Origin of the sequence: Pseudomonas sp. BF-RE-22 (assembly GCF_019956155.1) — a bacterium.
Lineage (GTDB): Bacteria > Pseudomonadota > Gammaproteobacteria > Pseudomonadales > Pseudomonadaceae > Aquipseudomonas > Aquipseudomonas migulae.
The window spans coordinates 78,663-98,055 of record NZ_JAHBDD010000066.1 but is presented as its reverse complement, the minus strand read 5'-3'; the positions used below and the strand labels follow the sequence as shown (position 1 = coordinate 98,055).

The window sequence follows — 19,393 nt, the reverse complement described above, 5'->3', positions numbered from 1 at the left end:
GACATTCAGCGGATGGATGCGCATCCGCCAGACACTGACATCCCTGTAGGAGCGAGCGGTGCGACGATTCGACTTGCCCGCGAAGGCGACCTCAAGGTCACCGCAATGGCTGATGGCCTAATCGCCAGCAAGCCGGCTCCTACGGGGGCACGGGTCAGCCTGAGAGATGTTGCTCAACCCAAGTCCGTACTTCGCCATACGGATACTCTTCCAGCGCCGCAAACCCCGGAATCGACCGAGCCTTGAGCTTGGTGAACAGCGGCACACTGATCCCGCACAGGAACCGTGTCACTCGCTCAGCGGGAGGAACGCTGCCGGTGTGCTGCTCGTGCCTGTGGATAAAACCACCACACAGCGCTTCGAAGTTTTTATCCACAAGCGCCGGCAACTCCGGCGGTGCGGGCAGCCGCGCCACGTGCCCGTGACACACCGAACAATGCCCGCACTGCTGCGGCGAGTTTTCGTCACCGAAGTATTCGGCCAGGCGATTACCCAGGCAGTGGTCAGTGGCGAACAGATCGAGCATGGCGTGAATCCGCGCAATCTCGGTGCGTTCATGCCGGGTGAAACAATCATGCAGTTCGGCACTCAGCGCCTGAATGTCGAATGCCGTTTGCAGCAGGCTGTAGACCTCGGTCATCTGCTTGCTTTCCAGCTCGACCCAACCCTTTTCCTGGAAGTAATCCAGCGCCTTGACCACCCGATTGCGCTCGGCCTGATGCTGCTCGTACAACGCATCGAAGTTCACCGTCGCCCAGGTCCGCGCACGGCTGGAGGTCTGGATGATGGCCGCAACGAAATCCTTGCGCTCGCCCTCGAAGCGGGCCAGCAAGTCTTCCGGCTCCAGCAAATACTTGAAGCGATACTCGGCGTAATAGGCGTAACGCGGGGCGATGATCCCGCGCAGCTCCAATTGCACCAGCAAGGTCTTGAGCGGCAACTGGCGAATGTTGCTCTGATCGGCCAACGGCCCTAGCAGAAACTCCCAATGCCCCTCGGGCACGGCGGCTTGCAATTCGTCGAGCACATGACGGATGCCTTCCAGCTCCGGCGTGTCGCCGTAGACGAAATTTTCCAGCACGTTGAGGCTGTCGCGGTTGGCCAGTACCAGGCAGTCCGATGGCTGCCCGTCACGCCCGGCGCGACCGATTTCCTGGCTGTAGTTTTCGATGGATTTGGGCAGGTCGAAATGCACCACGTTGCGGATGTCGCTCTTGTCGATGCCCATGCCGAAGGCGATGGTGGCGACGATGCAATTGGACTGGCCGCCCATGAATCGCTTCTGAATGGCTTCGCGTTGTTCGTGGGGCAAGCCGGCGTGATAGGCCTCGGCCTGAATACCGTTGCGATTCAAGTGTTCGGCGATGTGCTCAGCGGTTTTCTGCAGCGTGACGTAGACGATGCTTGGCTGGTCTGGACGCTCGCTCATCCATTCGACCAAGCGTCGGCGTTTGTCCTGACCACGCACCGGTTCCACCAACAAGTTGAGGTTCGGCCGGTAGAAACCGGTGGTCACCACGTCTTCCGGCGCAATGGCGAATTTCGCCTCCATGTCGGCGATCACTTTCGGGGTCGCGGTGGCGGTCAGCAACAGCGCTTGAGGAATGTTGAACTGACGCTGATAGTCCGGAAGTTTGAGGTAGTCGGGGCGGAAGTTATGGCCCCACTCCGAGATGCAATGCGCCTCGTCCACCACCAGCAGCGAGATGGGCACTTGCTGCAAGAAATTGCGGAAGCGCTCGTTCTTCAGGCGCTCCACGGAAATCATCAGAATCTTCAATTCGCCGGACTTGGCGCGGGCCATCACGTCACCGGCGTCATCGCGGCTTTGAGCCGAATCGATACTGCCTGCCGAAATGCCATGGCGCTGCAGAAACGCCAATTGATCCTGCATCAACGCGAGCAGCGGCGAGACCACCAGCGTCAGGTGCGGCAGCAACACCGCCGACATCTGGTAACACAGGGACTTGCCTGAACCCGTGGGGAAAATCGCCGCCGCCGAGCGCCCGGCCATCACCGCGCTGACCACCTCCTCCTGGCCGGGTCGAAACTGTGGATAACCGAAAACCTGTTCCAGGGTGTTGTGCATAAGCTGTCACTCCGTTGACCGCTGCGAAGCCCAAAGCCTAGCCGGTGATCGCAGCGAGTCGAGAAAAGGTCGGGGGCAAAAACGATACGGGATGATACAGCGGATGGCGCGGAGGGGATTGCGGGGGTTGAGGAATATGGCGACCGGTAGATCGCCATCGCTGGCAAGCCAGCTCCTACAGTTGATCGTCAGTGAAAACGGATTTTGCGTATGACCCAAAACCCTTGTGGGAGCGAGACCGGCTTGCCGGCGATGACGCCAGCCCAATCACCACAATAATCATGAAATGTCTCAGGGAACCAACACCGCCACCCGCAGCTGTTCATTCAACATCTGCTCATGAAACACCTGGCTCTTGCTCGCCCACACCGCATGGGCCGGGCTGATTTCGCCGGTGAACGCCGCCGCCAACTGACGCAAATCAGCGACGCTTCGTACACGCGGGCAGAACGGTTCGCCGTCGCAGTTCTGACTGGCGTTGCGGTAGGTGGACAGCAACCTATCCCACAACCCGTCACGCACTTGTCGCACAGACTTGAGCTTCACTGCCTGCACGCCCAGACGCTGTTTCAGCCCCTGCTCGTCCAGCGATTCGCTGGCCAGCAACGCCTTGCCGAACATCAACACCTCCGCACGGGACGCGGTGTCCATGTTCGCCTGCGTGGTGAGGGCGTCCGGCCAACCGGTGCGGGCCATGTTGGCCAACATCATCGAACTGCCAGCGTCGGCCGCGCCCGTCAAACGACAAACACCCGCCCACAACAACAAAACCGAGGCCATACGTAGCCACTGCATACCTAATTCCCTTTAAGTGCCTAACCAGGCATTTTCGAAATGCCCTACAGATTCTGGCGCGCACCATACAGAGGTTTACTGCGTCGCGCCTGATAAACACGTAGGAAATTTCACCAGTAGGGGTTTCGATCAAAAAAACCTCGGGAAACGCGTAGGGCTAATGCCCGAAGACCAGTAAATCCCCTACACATTCTGTCGATTGCGGCTGTATTGCCGCAGCCCGCCGTCCCCTTCATAGTTTTCGGCGCGGCTGAAACAGTGTGTCGGCCTGCCCGACTTCCCAAAGGACTGCCCCCGATGCAAGACCGCTACCGCCCCCTCAAAAGCAGCTACAGCGACACCCCGGTCCTGGTCATCGACACCGAGGCCGACCCACACGAAATCCTCGACGCCGCCCGCCAACGCATCCACGCCGCCAGCGACCTGCTCGAAACCCTGTATTGCCTGTGCTTCAAACAGGCAGACGCAAGCGACATTCCCAACATCGTCAACGCCCTCTACCTGCTGACCCAGGACGGCAACGAACTCCTCGACATCGCCCGCCAACGCCTCCCAAAACTCACTGCTACCTGACAATAACCACACCTCCTGTAGGAGCTGGCTTGCCAGCGATGAACGATAACGCGGTGTACCTGACTAAAAACTTCAGCTGGAGATAAGTCCGTAGGCAACGCCCTATCAAAGCTTCATCCCGGTCCTACAACACAAGACACCTTGTCGCCTATCGTCAACCGGCAGCTCATATCTATAGTCGGACCGTCGCTGCCAATTCAGCGACTCAGGTTTGGTCACCTGAATTTGAGAGAAAACTTATGCATGCCCTTGTATGCTGCCGACTTCTTTTGTGTCGGCACGCTTTATGGCGGCTGTGTTTGGGACGCTTCTGCGTACCCGGGTTTTCTCTCCCTGGTTGACCAACCTGAACACAGTCCGCCACCCATCGTTTGGTCACGATAGTGGCGGGTCTTCAGCTACATAAAAGAGAAAATTCAAATGAATACCTGGAACCCGCTCACCGATCGCTACCGCCCACTCCAAACCAACCTCACCGATTCCCCACCCCTGATCATCGACACAGAAGCCAACCCGCAAGACATCCTCGAAGCCGCCCTCCAGCGCATCCGAGCCTCCAGCGAACTGCTCCGAACCCTGCACTGCCAAAGCTTCGAGCAAGGCGATCTAGAAGATATCCCCCACATCACCCACGCGCTCTACCTCCTGACCCAGGATGGCTGCGACCTACTCAAAGTCGCCCAACAACGCATGATGGGCTGGAGAGCGCCTGCCTGACGCTAAGCGCTAATAGGTAAGCCGCCCCCTTGTGGGAGCCGGCTTGCCTGCGCCTCGCAGGATTCGATACGTCACCAGAGGACCTCGTCACTCCACTTCCTGCGCGAGAGAAAGTGCTCGCCAAATACCGGGAAGACAATCCGTCACAATCTGCTCCTGCCCTTCCCACCAAACCTGACGACCAATAAGATCCGCCCAAGCCCAACCGGACGCCCCCCCCGAATGAACCTCGCCTCCAACTTCCCCGACGACCAAACCATGCACCTGCTCATGCAGCTGCTGCACGAGGAACTCGGCCTGCCCGAACGCAAAACCATCAGCCTCACCACCTCGATCAACTTCGACCTGGGCTGCGACGGTGCCGATGCTCAAAACCTGATGGAAGCACTGGAAGAACAGTTCGCCATCGACCTCATCGATTACGACGCCTATCGCTACTTCCAACCCGAAGGCTACGATGTCTTCCTCAAACGCAGGGCCAAGGGGCGTGGCGACAAAGTCCCGCTTACCATCGGCATGCTCTACCAGGCCATTAAGGCCCGACGCTGGGACACTCAGACGCTGGAAGGCTTCTAACGTCCGCAGCACACACCTATAAGGACATAGCGTGGACGTACTGATGGGTTTACTCGCCGCCTTACTGTGGGGCGGCACGGATTTTCTGGTGGGTTTGAATGCCCGCGCAGTGGGCGTCAAACGCGCGGTGTATTTCGGTCAGGCGCTGGGGTTCAGCATCATGAGCCTGCTGTTGATTGCCTTCCCCGCGTTCATCCTCAAATCGATATCGGCGTCACTCACTGTCTGGCTGTTTGGCGTTGTCGCCGCCGTGCTGACGGTGTCTGGTGCCCTCGCGTTGTCCAAAGCCTTTGCCCTCGGCAAAGCGTCCATCGTTGCGCCTCTGGTAACTTCTTATGGCGTTGTGACGACGTTGCTGTCTTGGGCCGGAGGTGAGCAGATCAGCCTGATTCAGCTGCTTTGCATTGCTCTGTGCGTGATCGGGGTGATTCTCTCCAGCATCCATTCCGACTCGAAAATCCCACACACCACTCAAGCCAGCAGCTCGATCGCCTACGCACTGTTGGCCGCCCTTTTCTACGGCACCAGTTTCTGGCTGCAAGGCCACTTTGTGCTTCCGGTCCTTGGTCCGGTAACGATGCTTTGGCTCGCTTATCTGGTTGGTCTGATCGTGCTGGTGGTTATCGTCCTGAGGATTGAGGACGGACTGAAAATCCCACCGTTGAAAAACTGCATGACGCTGACCGGCGCCAGCTTGATGAACCTGGGTGGGTTTTCTTCGTTCGCCTGGGGCGCGGTGGCAGGATCGGTTTCGGTGGTGACCGTGATCAGTACGTTGTCTGGAGGGATTGCGGCGATTCTGGGATACGTATTCTTCAAGGAAAGGCTGGCAAAGTTACAGATGCTTGGCGTGGTTCTGGTGTTGGTGGGCGCGTTCGTTTTGCACCTGAAAACCTGAGCCGCCCTCACAAAAAAGGCACCTTACGGAATCCAATACCTGTAGGAGCCAGCTTGCTGGCGATGGTGGTTAACGATAACGCGTGCTGTCTGGATAAACGCGGCGTACTTGGGTTTATCGCCAGCAAGCTGGCTCCTACAGGTAATGCGTTACCCACAAAAAAGCCGCCCCAAAGGGCGGCTTTTTCATTACATCAAACCAACTCTTACAACTTCGGCCCAGCAGCCTTGATCGCGTCGCTCACTTCGAACTTCTTGAAGTTCTCAACAAACAACCCAGCCAACGCCTTAGCAGCCTCATCGTAAGCAGCCTTGTCAGCCCAGGTGTTACGTGGGTTCAACAGGCCAGTTTCAACGCCCGGTACGGCCAGTGGCACGTCGAGGTTGATGGTGTCGAGGTGTTCGGTTTCAGCACCGATCAACGCACCGCTCTGGATCGCTGCGATGACGCCGCGAGTGGTCGGGATGTTGAAGCGTTTGCCGACGCCGTAGCCGCCGCCGGTCCAGCCGGTGTTGACCAGGTAGACCTTGGAGCCGAAACCGCGGATGCGCTTGATCAGCAGTTCTGCGTATTCGCCGGCCGGACGCGGGAAGAACGGTGCGCCGAAGCAGGTGGAGAAGGTCGACTTGATGCCGCTGCCGGAACCCATTTCGGTCGAGCCCACCAGTGCGGTGTAGCCGGACAGGAAGTGGTAGGCCGCTTGTTCTTCGCTGAGGATCGAGACTGGCGGCAGTACGCCGGTCAGGTCGCAGGTCAGGAAGATCACAGCGTTTGGCTCGCCACCGAGGTTCTTCTCGGAACGCTTGGCAACGTGCTCCAGCGGGTAGGCGGCGCGGCTGTTCTGGGTCAGGCTGACATCGGCGTAGTCGGCGTGCTTGGCGTCGTCGATCACGACGTTTTCCAGGACTGCGCCGTGCTTGATGGCTTTCCAGATGACCGGCTCGTTCTTCTCGGACAGGTCGATGCACTTGGCATAGCAACCGCCTTCGATGTTGAAGACAACGCCTTCGCCCCAGCCGTGTTCGTCGTCACCGATCAGGTAACGGCTTTCGTCGGCCGACAGGGTGGTTTTACCGGTGCCGGACAGGCCGAAGAACAGTGTCACGTCGCCCGCTTCGCCGATGTTGGCGGCGCAATGCATCGGCAGTACGTCAGCGGCAGGCAGCAGGAAGTTCTGCACCGAGAACATGGCTTTCTTCATTTCACCGGCGTAACGCATGCCGGCGATCAGCACTTTCTTCTGTGCGAAGTTGATGATCACGCAACCGTCAGAGTTGGTGCCGTCACGCTCTGGCACGCATTCGAAGTTGGCAACGTTGAGCACTTGCCACTCAGCACGACCCGCCGGGTTGTACTGGGCCGGGTTGATGAACAGGCAACGACCGAACAGGTTCTGCCAGGCAGTCTGGGTGGTCATCTTCACGGCCAGGTAGTGATCTTCGGCCGCGCCTACATGCACGTGGGAAACGAAATGATCTTGCGCGTTGTTGAACGCCTCGACGCGAGCCCACAGGGCATCGAACTTGTCGGCCGGGAACTTGCGGTTGATCGGGCCCCAGGCGATAGCGGCCTGGGTGGTCGGCTCTTCAACGATGAAACGATCGACTGGCGAGCGACCGGTACGGTGACCGGTGCGAACAACCAGCGCGCCGGTATCGGCAAGCTCGCCTTCACCGCGATTCAGGGCTTCTTTAACCAGATCATCAACACTCAGATCGGTGTACACGGCGTTATTGGCTTGCGTCATGAGGTTCCCCGTCGGCCAGTGGCCGAGTGCTCCAAACGTTTTGTAGTAGAAAGTCGTGCACTACTACCGCGAAAAAAGTGGGCCGGATTATGCCAGAAACGCCCAAAAAAAGTAGGGCCCTCCCGTCGTAACGGCGTTATTCCGGCACTTTCCAGTGAATTTACCTGCGCTGAACCGTTTTAGTGACGGGTATCTGACGGCGTGTCGACGCCCGCACCGGCGAATAATTGAACAATATCGGCGGCGTCGAACAGGTAACGTTCATTGCAGAACTGACAGTCGACCTCGATGTTGCCACCGTGTTCGACGACCAGGCTCTGCGCATCTTCCAGACCCAAACTGACCAGAGCATTGGCAGAACGTTCGCGCGAGCAGCTGCAACGGAAGCGCAATTTCTGCACATCGAACAGCCGGACCTGCTCTTCGTGGTAGAGACGATGGAGCACGGTTTCGTTGTCCAGACCGAGCAATTCATCGGCGGTCAGGGTACTGCCCAGCGCGGTGATGTGCTGCCAGCTGGCGGCGCGTTCTTCTTCGTCTTTCAGGCGGTCGGCGGGCAGTTGCTGAAGCAACAGGCCACGGGCGCGACGGCCATCGGCGTACAGCCAGAAACGTGTGCCCACCTGTTGCGACATCACGAAGTAGTTAGTGAAGCATTCCGAGAGGGTTTCGCCATCCAGGTCGACGATGCCCTGATAACGCTGGCCCACGGTCGGGTCGACGGTCAGCGCCAAAACGCCGTTGGGCATCAGGTCGGCGAGGGTGGCGTCGGGGGCGATCTGGTCGGCCTCGTAACGGGCCAGACCACGGATATCACGTTCGCTGGAGCATTCGATCATCAGCAACGGGATCGGGCCGTCGGACCGCGCCTGAAGAATCAGCAGACCATCAAACTTCAAGGTGCCGACCAGCAACGACGCGGCGGCCATCAGTTCACCAAGCAGTTGCGCGACCGGCTCCGGATACGGGTGTTTGGCAAGGACCTCGGCGTAGCTGCGCTCCAACGAAACCAGCTCGCCGCGGGTGTCGCTGTCATCGAAGATGAAGCGTTGGGTGTAGTCGGTATCCGGTAGATCGGTCATAGGTCTGGGTATCTGAAGTAAATGATAAAAAGGTTACAAACGAGAAAATCGCGCCTCTGTAGCACCGTTTTGGTGCGCACTGTTCAGCCATGGGAGGCATTTTATGAACAATCCGGTTTTGTTCCAAGCAAGGTGGGACGTCTGCCGGTGGCGTTGTGCAATTTTGTGCCGCTGGTGCTGCTGGCCTTCTGGTTATGGCCTACAGGTCAGAGGCTGTGTGTGATTTTCGACGAGTGGCTTTCCATCCACTCGATTCGCCGCTGGCGATTCACCCGATATGGCTGCGCATTCGGGTAATTGCAAGTCTTCGACCGTTCGATGCGGTGGTCTGGGGGATACTGCTGGTCGGATAAGTGTGGTGCGTAGTGCCTGAATCCGGGGATGGCTGGCGAGTGCTGCGCACTCGATCGCGAGCAGGCTCGCTCCCACATTGAAATGCGTATCCCTTGTGGGGGCGGGCTTGCCCGCGAAGGCGTCAGCCCAGACAACGCAGAAGCAACAGCCTCACTCGTCGTTGCTGCTCCCACGAAATTTAAACAGATCCCGCCGCTGCTTCTTGCTTGGTTTGCCGTCGGTGCTCACGCCCAGCGAGCCCGCCTTGCGCATCGCCGCAGCCGCTTCGCGCTTGGCGATGCTGGCCTCGGTTTCGGCGTACAAGGTCTGAGCTTCCGGCGCACCACGGCGCACGATCGATAACGCCTGGACCACCACCGTGCGCTCCTCGAACCCTGCGCGAATCTGAAACTCGTCGCCGATCCGCGGCTCTTTGCCCGGCTTGCAGCGCTCGCCACGGCAATGCACCTTGCCACTTTCAATCGCCGCTTTCGCCAAGGCACGTGTTTTATAAAAACGCGCGGCCCACAACCACTTATCGAGACGGACCTTGTCGTCCTCTTCGCTTTTTTGTGCCATGGAATTTCCTCATTCTGAAATATTGGTGAACTGTACTACCGTTTCTGTCGTGCCAGGATTTCCACCGACCCGTACTACAATGCGCACGCCACACCTCGCTTGCAGGGGTGGAATTCCGGGCTGTAGATATCTGTCGCCTTTTAACCATTATTCTGCGTGAATACCGCGAATCCGGCCGCGTGCGGCCCCAGCGGTATCCACCGGTTGAGTACCTTTGAAGACATTTGACCATTTGACCGTTGTCGGTCTGCGCGAGTGGGTGGCGCTCCCGGGTTTGGGAGTTGCGGGCCTGCGGGCAAAAATCGACACCGGCGCCAGCACCTCCAGCCTGCATGCCACTGACATCGAGCCGTTCGAGCGCGACGGCGAACAGTGGGTGCGCTTCACCGCGCACCTGGGCACGGTAGTGCAGTTGCGACACCGACGCTGTGAAGCACCGCTGGTGACGATGAAATCCATCAAGAGCTCCAACGGCCAGGCGCAGAAGCGTTACGTGGTCAGCACCACCCTGGCCCTCGGTGATCGGGTCTGGCCCGTCGAGTTCACCCTCGCCTGCCGCAAGTCCATGCGTTATCGCCTGCTTCTCGGTTCCAAAGCCCTGATCGACGGCCAACTGGTGGTCAATCCGGGCATTAAGTATGTACAAGACAAGCCGGTGTTCCCGGTATCTACCTCCTCCACAGGTGTTGCATGAAGATCGCTGTGCTGTCGCGGAACCCGCGTCTGTATTCCACTCGTCGTCTGGTCGAAGCCGGTACCGAGCGTGGCCATGAAATGGTGGTGATCGACACCCTGCGCGCCTACATGAACATTGCCAGCCACAAACCGCAGATCCACTACCGCGGCAAGCCGCTGGAAGGTTTCGACGCGGTGATCCCCCGGATCGGTGCGTCGGTAACGTTCTATGGCTGCGCGGTACTGCGTCAATTTGAAATGATGGGGGTGTTCCCGCTTAACGAATCGGTGGCCATTGCCCGCTCGCGAGACAAACTGCGTTCGCTGCAATTGCTCTCGCGCCGTGGGATCGGTTTGCCGGTCACCGGGTTTGCCCACTCTCCGGATGACATTCCCGACCTGATCGACATGGTCAACGGCGCGCCGCTGGTGATCAAGGTGCTGGAAGGCACCCAGGGCATCGGCGTGGTGCTGTGCGAAACCGCAACGGCGGCGGAATCAGTGATCGAGGCGTTCATGGGCCTCAAGCAGAACATCATGGTTCAGGAATACATCAAGGAAGCCGGCGGTGCGGACATCCGCTGCTTCGTGGTCGGTGACAAGGTGATTGCGGCGATGAAGCGTCAGGCCAAGCCTGGGGAGTTTCGTTCCAACCTGCATCGCGGTGGCAGCGCCAGCCTGATCAAGATCACGCCGGAAGAACGCATGACTGCATTACGCGCTGCGAAGGTGATGGGACTGGCGGTGGCGGGTGTGGATATTCTGCGTTCGAATCACGGGCCGTTGGTGATGGAAGTGAATTCGTCGCCGGGACTGGAAGGGATTGAAACCACCACTGGGAAGAATGTGGCGGGGATCATCATTGAGCATCTTGAGAAGAATGGTGGGCCGAATATGACTCGGACCAAGGGTAAGGGCTGATCCTGAATAAGTGGCGGCAGTGATGCCGTCTTCGCGGGCAAGCCTCGCTCCTACAGTGATCATAAATCCATGTAGGAGCGAGGCTTGCCCGCGAAAGGGCCATCAGCCCCACTGAAGATCTCAGTTGTTAAACCGCATCCCGAGGCAACATCAATCCAAGCGGCAACCGCACCCGCGCTTCCAGCCCACCACCGGACCGGTTGCGCAGCTCAACATTTCCACCATGCATCGAAGCAATCCGCTTCACGATCGCCAGACCCAACCCGGTCCCTTTGCCACCGCGAGCACGATCCCCACGGGTAAACGGATTGAAGATCGCCTCCAGCTCCGACGGATCAATCCCCGCCCCACGGTCCATGACGCTCAGCACCACATACGGGGCGCTGACATCCCCGGACACATAAGCCGCCACCTCAACACCGCTGCCAGCGTGATGCAGCGCATTGCCGATCAGGTTGTTCAGCAACCGTTTCATGGACACGCGACGCAGCGGAAACGGCTGAATCGGCTCCAGACGCAAGCGCACTTTCTCTTCATTCTGGTTAAACGGCGCGGCGACTTCGCGGACCAGATCGCTCAAGTCCACCTCTTCCACCGATTCATCGCGGCCATCGCGGATAAACGCGAGGAACTGGTCGAGAATCGCGTCCATGTCCTCGATGTCGCGGACCATGTCGTCCGTCAGGTCGCTGTGGTCGCCCATCAGTTCCAATGACAAGCGCAAACGAGTCAGCGGTGTTCGCAGGTCATGGGACACCCCGGCCAGCATCAGCTCGCGCTCGCGGCCAGCCTGTTCGACGTCTTCGGCCATCTGGTTGAACGCGCGGTACACCTCGGTCATCTCGCTCGGCGTGTCGCTGATCGGCAGGCGCACGCTGCGGCCCTGGCCAAGTTGGCGGGCGGCATAGACCAGACGCTTCAAGGGTTGATTGAGCTGGCTGACGAAGATCCACGCCGAGGCGGTGGACAGCAAGCCAATGGCAAGGAACCAGCCGAGCACGTTCCAGATTTTCTGGCCACGCAAAGGATGCGGATACAGCGGTACTTTCAGCCAGCCATCGCCCAGGCTCGGCGCCCGGACCCACAGCGCTGGCGGCGAGTGCATGCGTAATCGCACCTCGGTGTCGGCACCGAGTTCGGCCTGCATCTGCCGCTGATAGATCTCGCTGTAGGGCCAGTGTTGCTCGCCTTCTGGCACACCGGTGCCCACCACCCGGATCAGGGTCGCGGCTTCGGCAATCTTGTCGCGATTGTTTTCATCGGCCGCCCAATAGGCGCGCAGCGTCAGGGCGACGCCGTGGCTGTATTGACGATCCACCAGCACGTCTTCGTTCATCAACAGATAAACCAGGGTCAGCGCCTTGGAAAACAGGACGACAATCAGCACCAGCCACAGGGTGCGGGAGAAGAAACTCTGGGGGAACCAAACCGGGGTTTTCATGAATAACCGCTACACACTTGCAGGAGCGAGCGATGCTCGCATATTGCGGATCGCGAGTCTGCGGACAACATCATCCGCACGACCCGCTCCTACAAATCGCCGATCACTTGGTGGCGGCGCCATCCGGAACGAACACGTAGCCCACGCCCCAGACAGTCTGGATGTAACGCGGCTTGGACGGATCAGGCTCGATCATCCGGCGCAGACGGGAAATCTGCACGTCGATGGAACGCTCCAGGGCATCCCACTCGCGGCCACGGGCCAGGTTCATCAGCTTGTCGCGGGTCAGTGGCTGACGCGCGTTCATGACCAGGGCCTTGAGTACCGCAAACTCACCGGTGGTGAGCATGTGCACTTCGTCACCGCGTTTCAGTTCGCGAGTCGCCAGGGACAGCTCGTAGTCACCGAAGGTCACGCTTTCGTCTTCGCTGCCCGGCGCACCCGGCACCGGCGCCGACTGACGACGCAGGACCGCTTTGACGCGAGCCATCAGCTCGTCCGGGTTGAATGGCTTGGCCAGGTAATCGTCGGCGCCCAGTTCAAGGCCCTTGATGCGGCTCAGCTCGTCGCCCTTGGCGGTGAGCATGATGATCGGAATCTGATTGTTCGCGCCGCGCAGACGGCGGCAGGCGGTCAGACCGTCTTCGCCGGGCAGCATCAGGTCGAGGACGACCAGGTTGAACACTTCACGCGCCAGCAGGCGGTCCATTTGTTCGGTGTTCGGTACGGCGCGGGCGCGGTAGCCCTTGCTGACGAAAAAGCGTTCCAGCAGGCTGCTGAGCCCCGGATCGTCGTCAACGATAAGAATTTTTTCGCCTTCAGCAATGTTTGCAGTGCTGCTCATTGGATGCTCCTTTGATCTCGGCGCGCATTATGGCGTAGCTGCCGTTATACGCACCGTGTGCATTGTTAGCAGATTTTTCCTTCACCGCCAGAAATCCGGGCATTGTGCCTACAGCCTGTGATGCCCCCGAATGACAGAACGCTGGTTATAATGCGCGGCCTTTTGTGTCAGGCAACGTCTGATCGTTACCGTCGCGGCGGCTTTTTATTTTCATCGCCACGGCAGTAATTGTTCGATTTCACGGGTCAACGGGATGCCTGTTGATCCAGGTAGCGGCGCAGGCCAGGCCGCTCAACCAGACTCGCCGAGCCTTTATCCCCGCGCCCGCGAGCCTGCTTTCACAATTTGTCAGGTGGTTTTATGGACAGCATCAACAGCCGCATCGCCGAGGAACTCGGCGTACGCCCACAACAGGTCGAAGCGGCCGTCGCGCTACTCGATGAAGGCTCTACCGTTCCCTTCATCGCCCGTTACCGGAAAGAAGTGACCGGCAGCCTCGATGACATCCAGTTGCGTCATCTGGAAGAGCGTCTGCGCTACCTGCGAGAACTCGACGAACGGCGCATCAGCATCCTCGCCAGCATCGAAGAGCAAGGCAAGCTGACCCCGCAACTCGAACGCGACATCAAACTCGCCGACACCAAGACCCGCCTCGAAGACTTGTACCTGCCGTACAAGCAAAAGCGCCGCACCAAGGGCCAGATCGCCCTGGAAGCCGGCCTCGGCGAGCTGGCCGACGGCCTGTTCAACGATCCCTCGCTGGCCCCGGACACCGAAGCCGCACGCTTCATCAACGCCGAAAAAGGCGTGGCCGATGTGAAGGCGGCCCTCGAAGGCGCCAAGTACATCCTCATGGAGCGCTTCGCCGAAGACGCCGGCCTGCTGGACAAACTGCGCAACTACTTGAAGCAAGAAGCCACTCTCAGTGCCCGCGTGATCGCCGGCAAGGAAGAGGAAGGCGCCAAGTTCCGCGACTATTTCGAACACGACGAACCGCTGAAAAGCATGCCGTCGCACCGCGCGCTGGCGATTTTCCGTGGCCGCAACGAAGGCATTCTCAGCTCCGCGCTGAAAGTCGGCGACGAACTGCCGGGCACCATGCACCCGTGCGAAGGCATGATCGGTCAGCAGTTCGGCATCCAGAACCAGAACCGCGCCGCCGACAAATGGCTGGGCGAAGTGGTGCGCTGGACCTGGAAGGTCAAGCTCTACACCCACCTCGAAACCGACTTGCTGGGCGAGCTGCGCGATGGCGCGGAAACCGAAGCGATCAACGTGTTCGCGCACAACCTGCACGACCTGCTGCTGTCGGCTCCGGCTGGCCCGCGTGCCACCCTGGGCCTCGACCCGGGCCTGCGCACCGGTTGCAAGGTCGCCGTGGTCGACGCCACCGGCAAGCTGCTGGATCACGCCACGGTTTACCCGCACGTGCCGCACAACAAGTGGGACCAGACCCTGGCGATTCTCGCCGCCCTGTGCGCCAAGCACTCGGTGGACCTGATCGCCATCGGCAACGGCACCGCCAGCCGCGAAACCGACAAGCTGGCTGCTGAGCTGATCAAAAAATACCCAGCCATGAAGATGACCAAAGTCATGGTCTCCGAGGCCGGTGCATCGGTTTACTCGGCGTCGGAACTGGCTTCGAAGGAATTCCCGGACCTCGACGTATCGATCCGTGGCGCGGTGTCCATCGCCCGTCGCTTGCAGGATCCGCTGGCCGAACTGGTTAAAATCGATCCGAAATCCATCGGTGTCGGCCAGTACCAGCACGACGTGTCGCAGCTGAAACTGGCGCGCGGCCTGGACGCTGTGGTCGAGGACTGCGTGAACGCCGTCGGCGTGGACGTGAACACTGCGTCCGTGGCGCTGCTGGCCCGTATCTCCGGCCTCAACGCGACCCTGGCGCAGAACATCGTCAGCCACCGTGACGAGCACGGCGCGTTCAAGACCCGCGCAGCGTTGAAGAAAGTGGCGCGTCTGGGCGAAAAAACCTTCGAACAGGCGGCCGGTTTCCTACGCGTGATGAACGGCGACAACCCGCTGGATTCGTCTGCGGTTCACCCGGAAGCCTATCCGCTGGTGCAACGCATCGCTGCTGAAACCGACCGCGACATTCGCTCGCTGATCGGCGACGCGAGCTTCCTCAAGCGTCTTGATCCGAAGAAGTACACCGACGAAACCTTCGGTCTGCCAACGGTCACCGACATCCTGCAAGAGCTGGAAAAACCTGGCCGCGACCCGCGTCCGGAGTTCAAGACCGCCGAGTTCCAGGAAGGCGTCGAAGACCTCAAGGACCTGCAACTGGGCATGATCCTCGAAGGCGTCGTGACCAACGTGACCAACTTCGGTGCGTTCGTCGATATCGGCGTGCATCAGGACGGTTTGGTGCACATCTCTGCGCTTTCGGAGAAGTTCATCAAGGACCCGCGTGAAGCGGTGAAGGCCGGTGACGTGGTGAAAGTGAAGGTCATGGAAGTCGATATCCCGCGCAAACGCGTCGGCCTGTCGATGCGCATGAGCGACACCCCGGGCGAGAAAATCGACGGTGCCCGTGGTGCGCGTCCGGGGTCGGCACCGCGCCAGTCCCAGAACACTGCACCGCGCAAGGAAACCACGGCGGCGGCCCCGTCCAACAACGCCATGGCTTCGTTGTTCGCTAACGCCAAGCAGTTGAAGAAACGCTGATGGAGATCCCGGCCGGGCTGACCGAAAGCGCGTTTTTCAAGCTACTGGGCTGTCGCTTGCACAGCCTGGAAACCGGGGTGGCGCAAGTCGCCCTGGCGCTTGAACCCGAACTGCGCAATCGCGGCGGCAAGCTGCACGGCGGGGCCTTGTTCAGCCTGGTGGACATTGCCATGGGGCTGGCCTGTTCCAGCACCCACGGCTTTGACCAGCAGAGCGCGACCATCGAGTGCAAGATCAACTACATCCGCGCCGTTTCCGACGGTGAGGTGATGTGCACGGCGCGGGTGATCCACCCGGGCCGCCGCACGCTGGTGGTCGAAGCCGACGTGATGCAGGGCGACAAACTCGTCGCAAAAGCACAAGGCACGTTCGCTGTCCTGTAGATGAATGCCATCATTTTGAGTTAATTTCAGCGCAACGAATCCCTGTAGGAGCAAGCTTGCTCGCGATGGAGGTCAACGAAGACTAGGGTCGCCTGGATGAACGCGGCGCCCTCAAGTCCTTCGCGAGCAAGCTCGCTCCTACAAAACCAGGCGAAAACGCCAGTTTCAACTTCACCCTTGTAGACCGTCCTGCCCACCCCCATATTGGGGCGACTGACGCGTGAAGGAATCCAACTTGAGCGAACTTCTCAACCGCCGCCTGGCTCTGCTCGGCGAGCGCGCTAACCTCTCTCTGCTCGAACAGTGCCTTCACGGCATCGAACGTGAATGCCTGCGCGTGACCGGCGAAGGTCGCCTGGCGCAAACGCCGCACCCGGAAGAATTGGGTTCCGCGCTGACCAACGAACAAATCACCACCGACTATTCCGAGTCGCTGCTGGAGTTCATCACGCCCGCCCTGCCCGACCCGGCCGACACCCTGGCGAGCCTGGACAGGATTCACCGTTTTGCCTACAGCAAGCTCGGCAACGAGTACCTGTGGAGTCCATCGATGCCGTGCCCGTTGCCGGCCGAGGAAGATATTCCGATCGCCTATTACGGCACCTCCAACATCGGCAAGCTCAAGTATGTCTACCGTAAGGGCCTGGCCCTGCGCTACGGCAAGACCATGCAGTGCATCGCCGGGATTCACTACAACTTCTCCCTGCCGGAGAAGCTCTGGCCGCTGCTCAAGCAGGCGGAAGGCTTTGTCGGCACTGACCGCGACTATCAGTCGTCGGCCTACATCGCGCTGATCCGTAATTTCCGCCGCTACAGCTGGCTGCTGATGTACCTGTTCGGTGCTTCGCCAGCGCTGGACGCCGGTTTCCTGCGCGGTCGCACGCATCAGTTGGAACAGCTGGACCCGGACACCTTGTACCTGCCGTACGCCACCAGCCTGCGCATGAGCGATCTGGGTTACCAGAGCAACGCCCAGGCCGGCCTGACGCCGTGCTACAACGACCTGGCGAGCTACACCGACAGCCTGCGCAAAGCGGTGGCCACACCGTATGCGCCGTATGTCGAAATCGGCACGCATCAGGACGGTGAGTGGGTTCAGCTCAACACCAACATCCTGCAGATCGAAAACGAGTACTACTCCAACATCCGCCCGAAACGCGTGACCTACACCGGCGAGCGGCCGATCCAGGCCCTGGTGGCCCGTGGCATTCAGTACGTCGAAGTGCGTTGCCTGGACATCAACCCGTTCCTGCCGATGGGTATCGACCTGACCGAGTCGCGGTTCCTCGATGCGTTCCTGCTGTATTGCGCGCTGAACGACAGCCCGCTGTTGACCAGTAATTCGTGCGGCAACGCGACATCGAACTTCCTCAGCGTGGTCAAGGAAGGTCGCCGTCCGGGCCTGCAATTGCAACGCGACGGTCAACCGGTTGACCTGAAGGAATGGGCCGGAGAGTTGCTGGAGAAGATTGCGCCACTGGCGGCATTGCTGGATCAGAGCCATGGCGGCGATGCGCACAGCAAGGCATTGGACGCGCAACTGGCCAAGGTCAAGGACTCGTCCCTGACGCCATCGGCCCAGGTGCTGGCGGCAATGGCCGAACACAAGGAAAGCTTCAGCCAGTTCTCCCTGCGCCAGAGCCAGGCCCATGCGGAATATTTCCGCAGCGAGCCGTTGAGCAGCGAAGACCAGGCAACGTTTGAAGAGCGCGCGCGTTCGTCGCTGGCGGAGCAAGTGGAGCTGGAGCAGAACGAAGTCGGCGATTTCGATGTGTTTGTCGGCTCGTATCAGGCGAGCATTCTGGCGATCAGCAACTAACCTCTGAAGGTCCTTCGAATCTTTTCGCGGGCAAGCCTCGCTCCTACAGTTTTGTGTCGGTCACCCAGTTGTGACTCGACCCCCAACCTGTAGGAGCGAGGCTTGCCCGCGAAGGCTGCGCCGCGGTCTTGCTTAGAATTTTCCGCTCATAAGCTCATTCGAAAAAGTTATTTATTTTCGGATTCTTATATCATTTAGTCTCTTTTTCACGCCGACTCTCGGTCCGCCTGAAAAGGAGCTTCCCAATGAAACTGCATTTCCCTCTTCGCCTCCTGGCGGCCGCGTCTTTGGCTGCGGCGAGTTTCTTTGCCCAGGCGGCTGACGTGACTGTCGCCTACCAGACCACCGTGGACCCGGCGAAAGTCGCCCAGGCCGACGGCGCCTACGAAAAAGCCACCAACGCCAAGATCGACTGGCGCAAATTCGACAACGGTGCCGACATCATCGCCGCCATCGCTTCCGGCGACGTGCAGATCGGCTACCTCGGTTCCAGCCCTCTGACGGCTGCAATCACCCGCAAAGTCCCGGTTGAAACCTTCCTCATCGCCACCCAGATCGGTGCCGCTGAAGCCTTGGTTGCCCGCGACGGCTCCGGGATCAAGACGCCGCAAGACCTGATCGGCAAGAAAATCGCCGTGCCGTTCGTTTCCACCGGCCACTACAGCCTGCTCGCCGCGTTGAAGCACTGGAACATCGACCCTTCGAAAGTCACCGTGCTCAACCTCGCCCCGCCAGCCATCATCGCCGCATGGAAACGCGGTGACATCGACGCCACCTACGTGTGGGACCCAGCGCTCGGTGTGGCCAAGGAAAACGGCAAAGTGCTGATCACCTCTGGTGAACTGGCCAAGTTCGGCGCACCAACGTTCGATGCCTGGATCGTGCGTAAAGACTTCGCCGAGAAGCACCCGGAAATCGTCACCGCGTTCGCCAAAGTCACCCTCGACGCCTACGCCGATTACCGCAAAGACCCTAAAGCCTGGCTCGCCAATCAATCCAACGTCGACAAGCTGGTGAAGCTGTCCGGTGCCAAGGCCAGCGACATTCCGCTGCTGCTGCAAGGCAACGTCTACCCGCTGGCGGCTGATCAGGTGATCACCCTCGGCGCGCCGACCACCAAAGCCATCACCGACACCGCCGTGTTCCTGAAAGAACAAGGCAAGGTCGAGGCCGTGCTGCCGGACTACGCGCCGTACGTCAGCGCCAAGTTCATCACCAACTGATCGGGAGTTAATT

At 59.8% G+C, this 19,393-nt stretch carries 17 protein-coding genes and 1 pseudogene; 11 read left to right on the top strand and 7 right to left on the bottom strand.

Translation table 11 applies throughout. From position 1 onward, the window contains the following. Positions 1-154: 154 nt before the first annotated feature. Positions 155-2,089, bottom strand: coding sequence for an ATP-dependent DNA helicase RecQ (locus KGA82_RS24925; RefSeq protein WP_223452822.1), 1,935 nt, complete (start codon positions 2,087-2,089; stop codon positions 155-157). A gap of 291 nt (positions 2,090-2,380) precedes the next feature. Then, a complete protein-coding gene (locus tag KGA82_RS24920) occupies positions 2,381-2,884 on the bottom strand; it encodes a polysaccharide deacetylase (protein ID WP_223452811.1) in 504 nt (167 codons plus the stop codon). Positions 2,885-3,181: 297 nt separating this feature from the next. Between KGA82_RS24920 and KGA82_RS24915 the strand changes: the two genes are divergently transcribed. From KGA82_RS24915 to KGA82_RS24895, 4 genes are all read left to right on the top strand, one after another. After that, positions 3,182-3,457, top strand: coding sequence for a hypothetical protein (locus tag KGA82_RS24915; protein WP_223452808.1), 276 nt, complete (start codon positions 3,182-3,184; stop codon positions 3,455-3,457). 420 nt (positions 3,458-3,877) lie between these two features. Then, entirely contained in the window at positions 3,878-4,174 is a 297-nt protein-coding gene (locus KGA82_RS24910; RefSeq protein WP_223452806.1) for a hypothetical protein, read from the top strand. A gap of 222 nt (positions 4,175-4,396) precedes the next feature. Continuing rightward, entirely contained in the window at positions 4,397-4,750 is a 354-nt protein-coding gene (locus tag KGA82_RS24900) for a DUF1493 family protein (protein ID WP_008025055.1), read from the top strand. Between the two features lie 43 nt (positions 4,751-4,793). Continuing rightward, entirely contained in the window at positions 4,794-5,648 is an 855-nt protein-coding gene (locus KGA82_RS24895) for a DMT family transporter (protein ID WP_223453007.1), read from the top strand. Positions 5,649-5,853: 205 nt separating this feature from the next. On the opposite strand, the gene KGA82_RS24890 is transcribed toward KGA82_RS24895, so the two are convergent. Then, entirely contained in the window at positions 5,854-7,395 is a 1,542-nt protein-coding gene (locus tag KGA82_RS24890) for a phosphoenolpyruvate carboxykinase (protein WP_008025058.1), read from the bottom strand. Positions 7,396-7,574: 179 nt separating this feature from the next. Then, the gene (hslO, locus tag KGA82_RS24885) at positions 7,575-8,477 is read right to left on the bottom strand and encodes an Hsp33 family molecular chaperone HslO (RefSeq protein WP_008025061.1); all 903 of its coding nucleotides are present in this window, start codon (positions 8,475-8,477) and stop codon (positions 7,575-7,577) included. 103 nt (positions 8,478-8,580) lie between these two features. On the opposite strand from hslO, the pseudogene KGA82_RS24880 reads away from it, so the two are divergent. Next, positions 8,581-8,821 (top strand): annotated as a pseudogene (locus tag KGA82_RS24880) (phosphoesterase); the annotation flags it as partial. A gap of 160 nt (positions 8,822-8,981) precedes the next feature. Here the strand turns inward: KGA82_RS24880 and KGA82_RS24875 are convergent. Continuing rightward, entirely contained in the window at positions 8,982-9,389 is a 408-nt protein-coding gene (locus KGA82_RS24875; RefSeq protein ID WP_008025063.1) for an RNA-binding S4 domain-containing protein, read from the bottom strand. 247 nt (positions 9,390-9,636) lie between these two features. Between KGA82_RS24875 and KGA82_RS24870 the strand changes: the two genes are divergently transcribed. Together KGA82_RS24870 and rimK are read left to right on the top strand one after the other, a co-directional pair. Continuing rightward, positions 9,637-10,083 carry an ATP-dependent zinc protease gene (locus KGA82_RS24870; protein WP_177318178.1) on the top strand — a complete coding sequence of 149 codons (447 nt, stop codon included), beginning with the start codon at positions 9,637-9,639 and terminating at the stop codon, positions 10,081-10,083. After that, positions 10,080-10,985 (top strand): 30S ribosomal protein S6--L-glutamate ligase, encoded by a 906-nt coding sequence (rimK, locus tag KGA82_RS24865; protein WP_007949201.1) that lies wholly within the window; start codon positions 10,080-10,082, stop codon positions 10,983-10,985. Before KGA82_RS24870 ends, rimK begins: the two co-directional genes overlap by 4 nt. 127 nt (positions 10,986-11,112) lie before the next feature. Here rimK and KGA82_RS24860 read toward each other — a convergent pair whose 3' ends face one another. After that, complete coding sequence (locus KGA82_RS24860) at positions 11,113-12,426, bottom strand: ATP-binding protein (protein WP_008032259.1); 1,314 nt, start codon at positions 12,424-12,426, stop codon at positions 11,113-11,115. A 103-nt stretch (positions 12,427-12,529) separates the two neighbouring features. Beyond that, the gene (ompR, locus tag KGA82_RS24855; RefSeq protein ID WP_008032260.1) at positions 12,530-13,270 is read right to left on the bottom strand and encodes a two-component system response regulator OmpR; all 741 of its coding nucleotides are present in this window, start codon (positions 13,268-13,270) and stop codon (positions 12,530-12,532) included. A 360-nt stretch (positions 13,271-13,630) separates the two neighbouring features. Between ompR and KGA82_RS24850 the strand changes: the two genes are divergently transcribed. The 4 genes from KGA82_RS24850 (at position 13,631) to tauA (ending at position 19,380) form a co-directional block, all read left to right on the top strand. Then, positions 13,631-15,955 (top strand): Tex family protein, encoded by a 2,325-nt coding sequence (locus KGA82_RS24850; RefSeq protein ID WP_223413709.1) that lies wholly within the window; start codon positions 13,631-13,633, stop codon positions 15,953-15,955. Next, positions 15,955-16,338: a PaaI family thioesterase gene (locus KGA82_RS24845; RefSeq protein WP_008019061.1), complete on the top strand. Its 384-nt coding sequence runs from the start codon at positions 15,955-15,957 to the stop codon at positions 16,336-16,338. Before KGA82_RS24850 ends, KGA82_RS24845 begins: the two co-directional genes overlap by 1 nt. 235 nt (positions 16,339-16,573) lie before the next feature. Beyond that, positions 16,574-18,157: a glutamate--cysteine ligase gene (gshA, locus tag KGA82_RS24840; RefSeq protein WP_192226737.1), complete on the top strand. Its 1,584-nt coding sequence runs from the start codon at positions 16,574-16,576 to the stop codon at positions 18,155-18,157. 245 nt (positions 18,158-18,402) lie between these two features. Further along, entirely contained in the window at positions 18,403-19,380 is a 978-nt protein-coding gene (gene tauA, locus KGA82_RS24835; protein WP_008032265.1) for a taurine ABC transporter substrate-binding protein, read from the top strand. The last annotated feature ends 13 nt before the right edge of the window (positions 19,381-19,393 follow it).

Coding starts and splice junctions, on each gene's coding strand:
- KGA82_RS24925 (WP_223452822.1), bottom strand. CDS start 2,089: ATGCACAACACCCTGGAACAGGTTTTCGGTTATCCACAGTTTCGACCC.
- KGA82_RS24920 (WP_223452811.1), bottom strand. CDS start 2,884: ATGCAGTGGCTACGTATGGCCTCGGTTTTGTTGTTGTGGGCGGGTGTT.
- KGA82_RS24915 (WP_223452808.1), top strand. CDS start 3,182: ATGCAAGACCGCTACCGCCCCCTCAAAAGCAGCTACAGCGACACCCCG.
- KGA82_RS24910 (WP_223452806.1), top strand. CDS start 3,878: ATGAATACCTGGAACCCGCTCACCGATCGCTACCGCCCACTCCAAACC.
- KGA82_RS24900 (WP_008025055.1), top strand. CDS start 4,397: ATGAACCTCGCCTCCAACTTCCCCGACGACCAAACCATGCACCTGCTC.
- KGA82_RS24895 (WP_223453007.1), top strand. CDS start 4,794: ATGGGTTTACTCGCCGCCTTACTGTGGGGCGGCACGGATTTTCTGGTG.
- KGA82_RS24890 (WP_008025058.1), bottom strand. CDS start 7,395: ATGACGCAAGCCAATAACGCCGTGTACACCGATCTGAGTGTTGATGAT.
- hslO (WP_008025061.1), bottom strand. CDS start 8,477: ATGACCGATCTACCGGATACCGACTACACCCAACGCTTCATCTTCGAT.
- KGA82_RS24875 (WP_008025063.1), bottom strand. CDS start 9,389: ATGGCACAAAAAAGCGAAGAGGACGACAAGGTCCGTCTCGATAAGTGG.
- rimK (WP_007949201.1), top strand. CDS start 10,080: ATGAAGATCGCTGTGCTGTCGCGGAACCCGCGTCTGTATTCCACTCGT.
- KGA82_RS24860 (WP_008032259.1), bottom strand. CDS start 12,426: ATGAAAACCCCGGTTTGGTTCCCCCAGAGTTTCTTCTCCCGCACCCTG.
- ompR (WP_008032260.1), bottom strand. CDS start 13,270: ATGAGCAGCACTGCAAACATTGCTGAAGGCGAAAAAATTCTTATCGTT.
- KGA82_RS24850 (WP_223413709.1), top strand. CDS start 13,631: ATGGACAGCATCAACAGCCGCATCGCCGAGGAACTCGGCGTACGCCCA.
- KGA82_RS24845 (WP_008019061.1), top strand. CDS start 15,955: ATGGAGATCCCGGCCGGGCTGACCGAAAGCGCGTTTTTCAAGCTACTG.
- tauA (WP_008032265.1), top strand. CDS start 18,403: ATGAAACTGCATTTCCCTCTTCGCCTCCTGGCGGCCGCGTCTTTGGCT.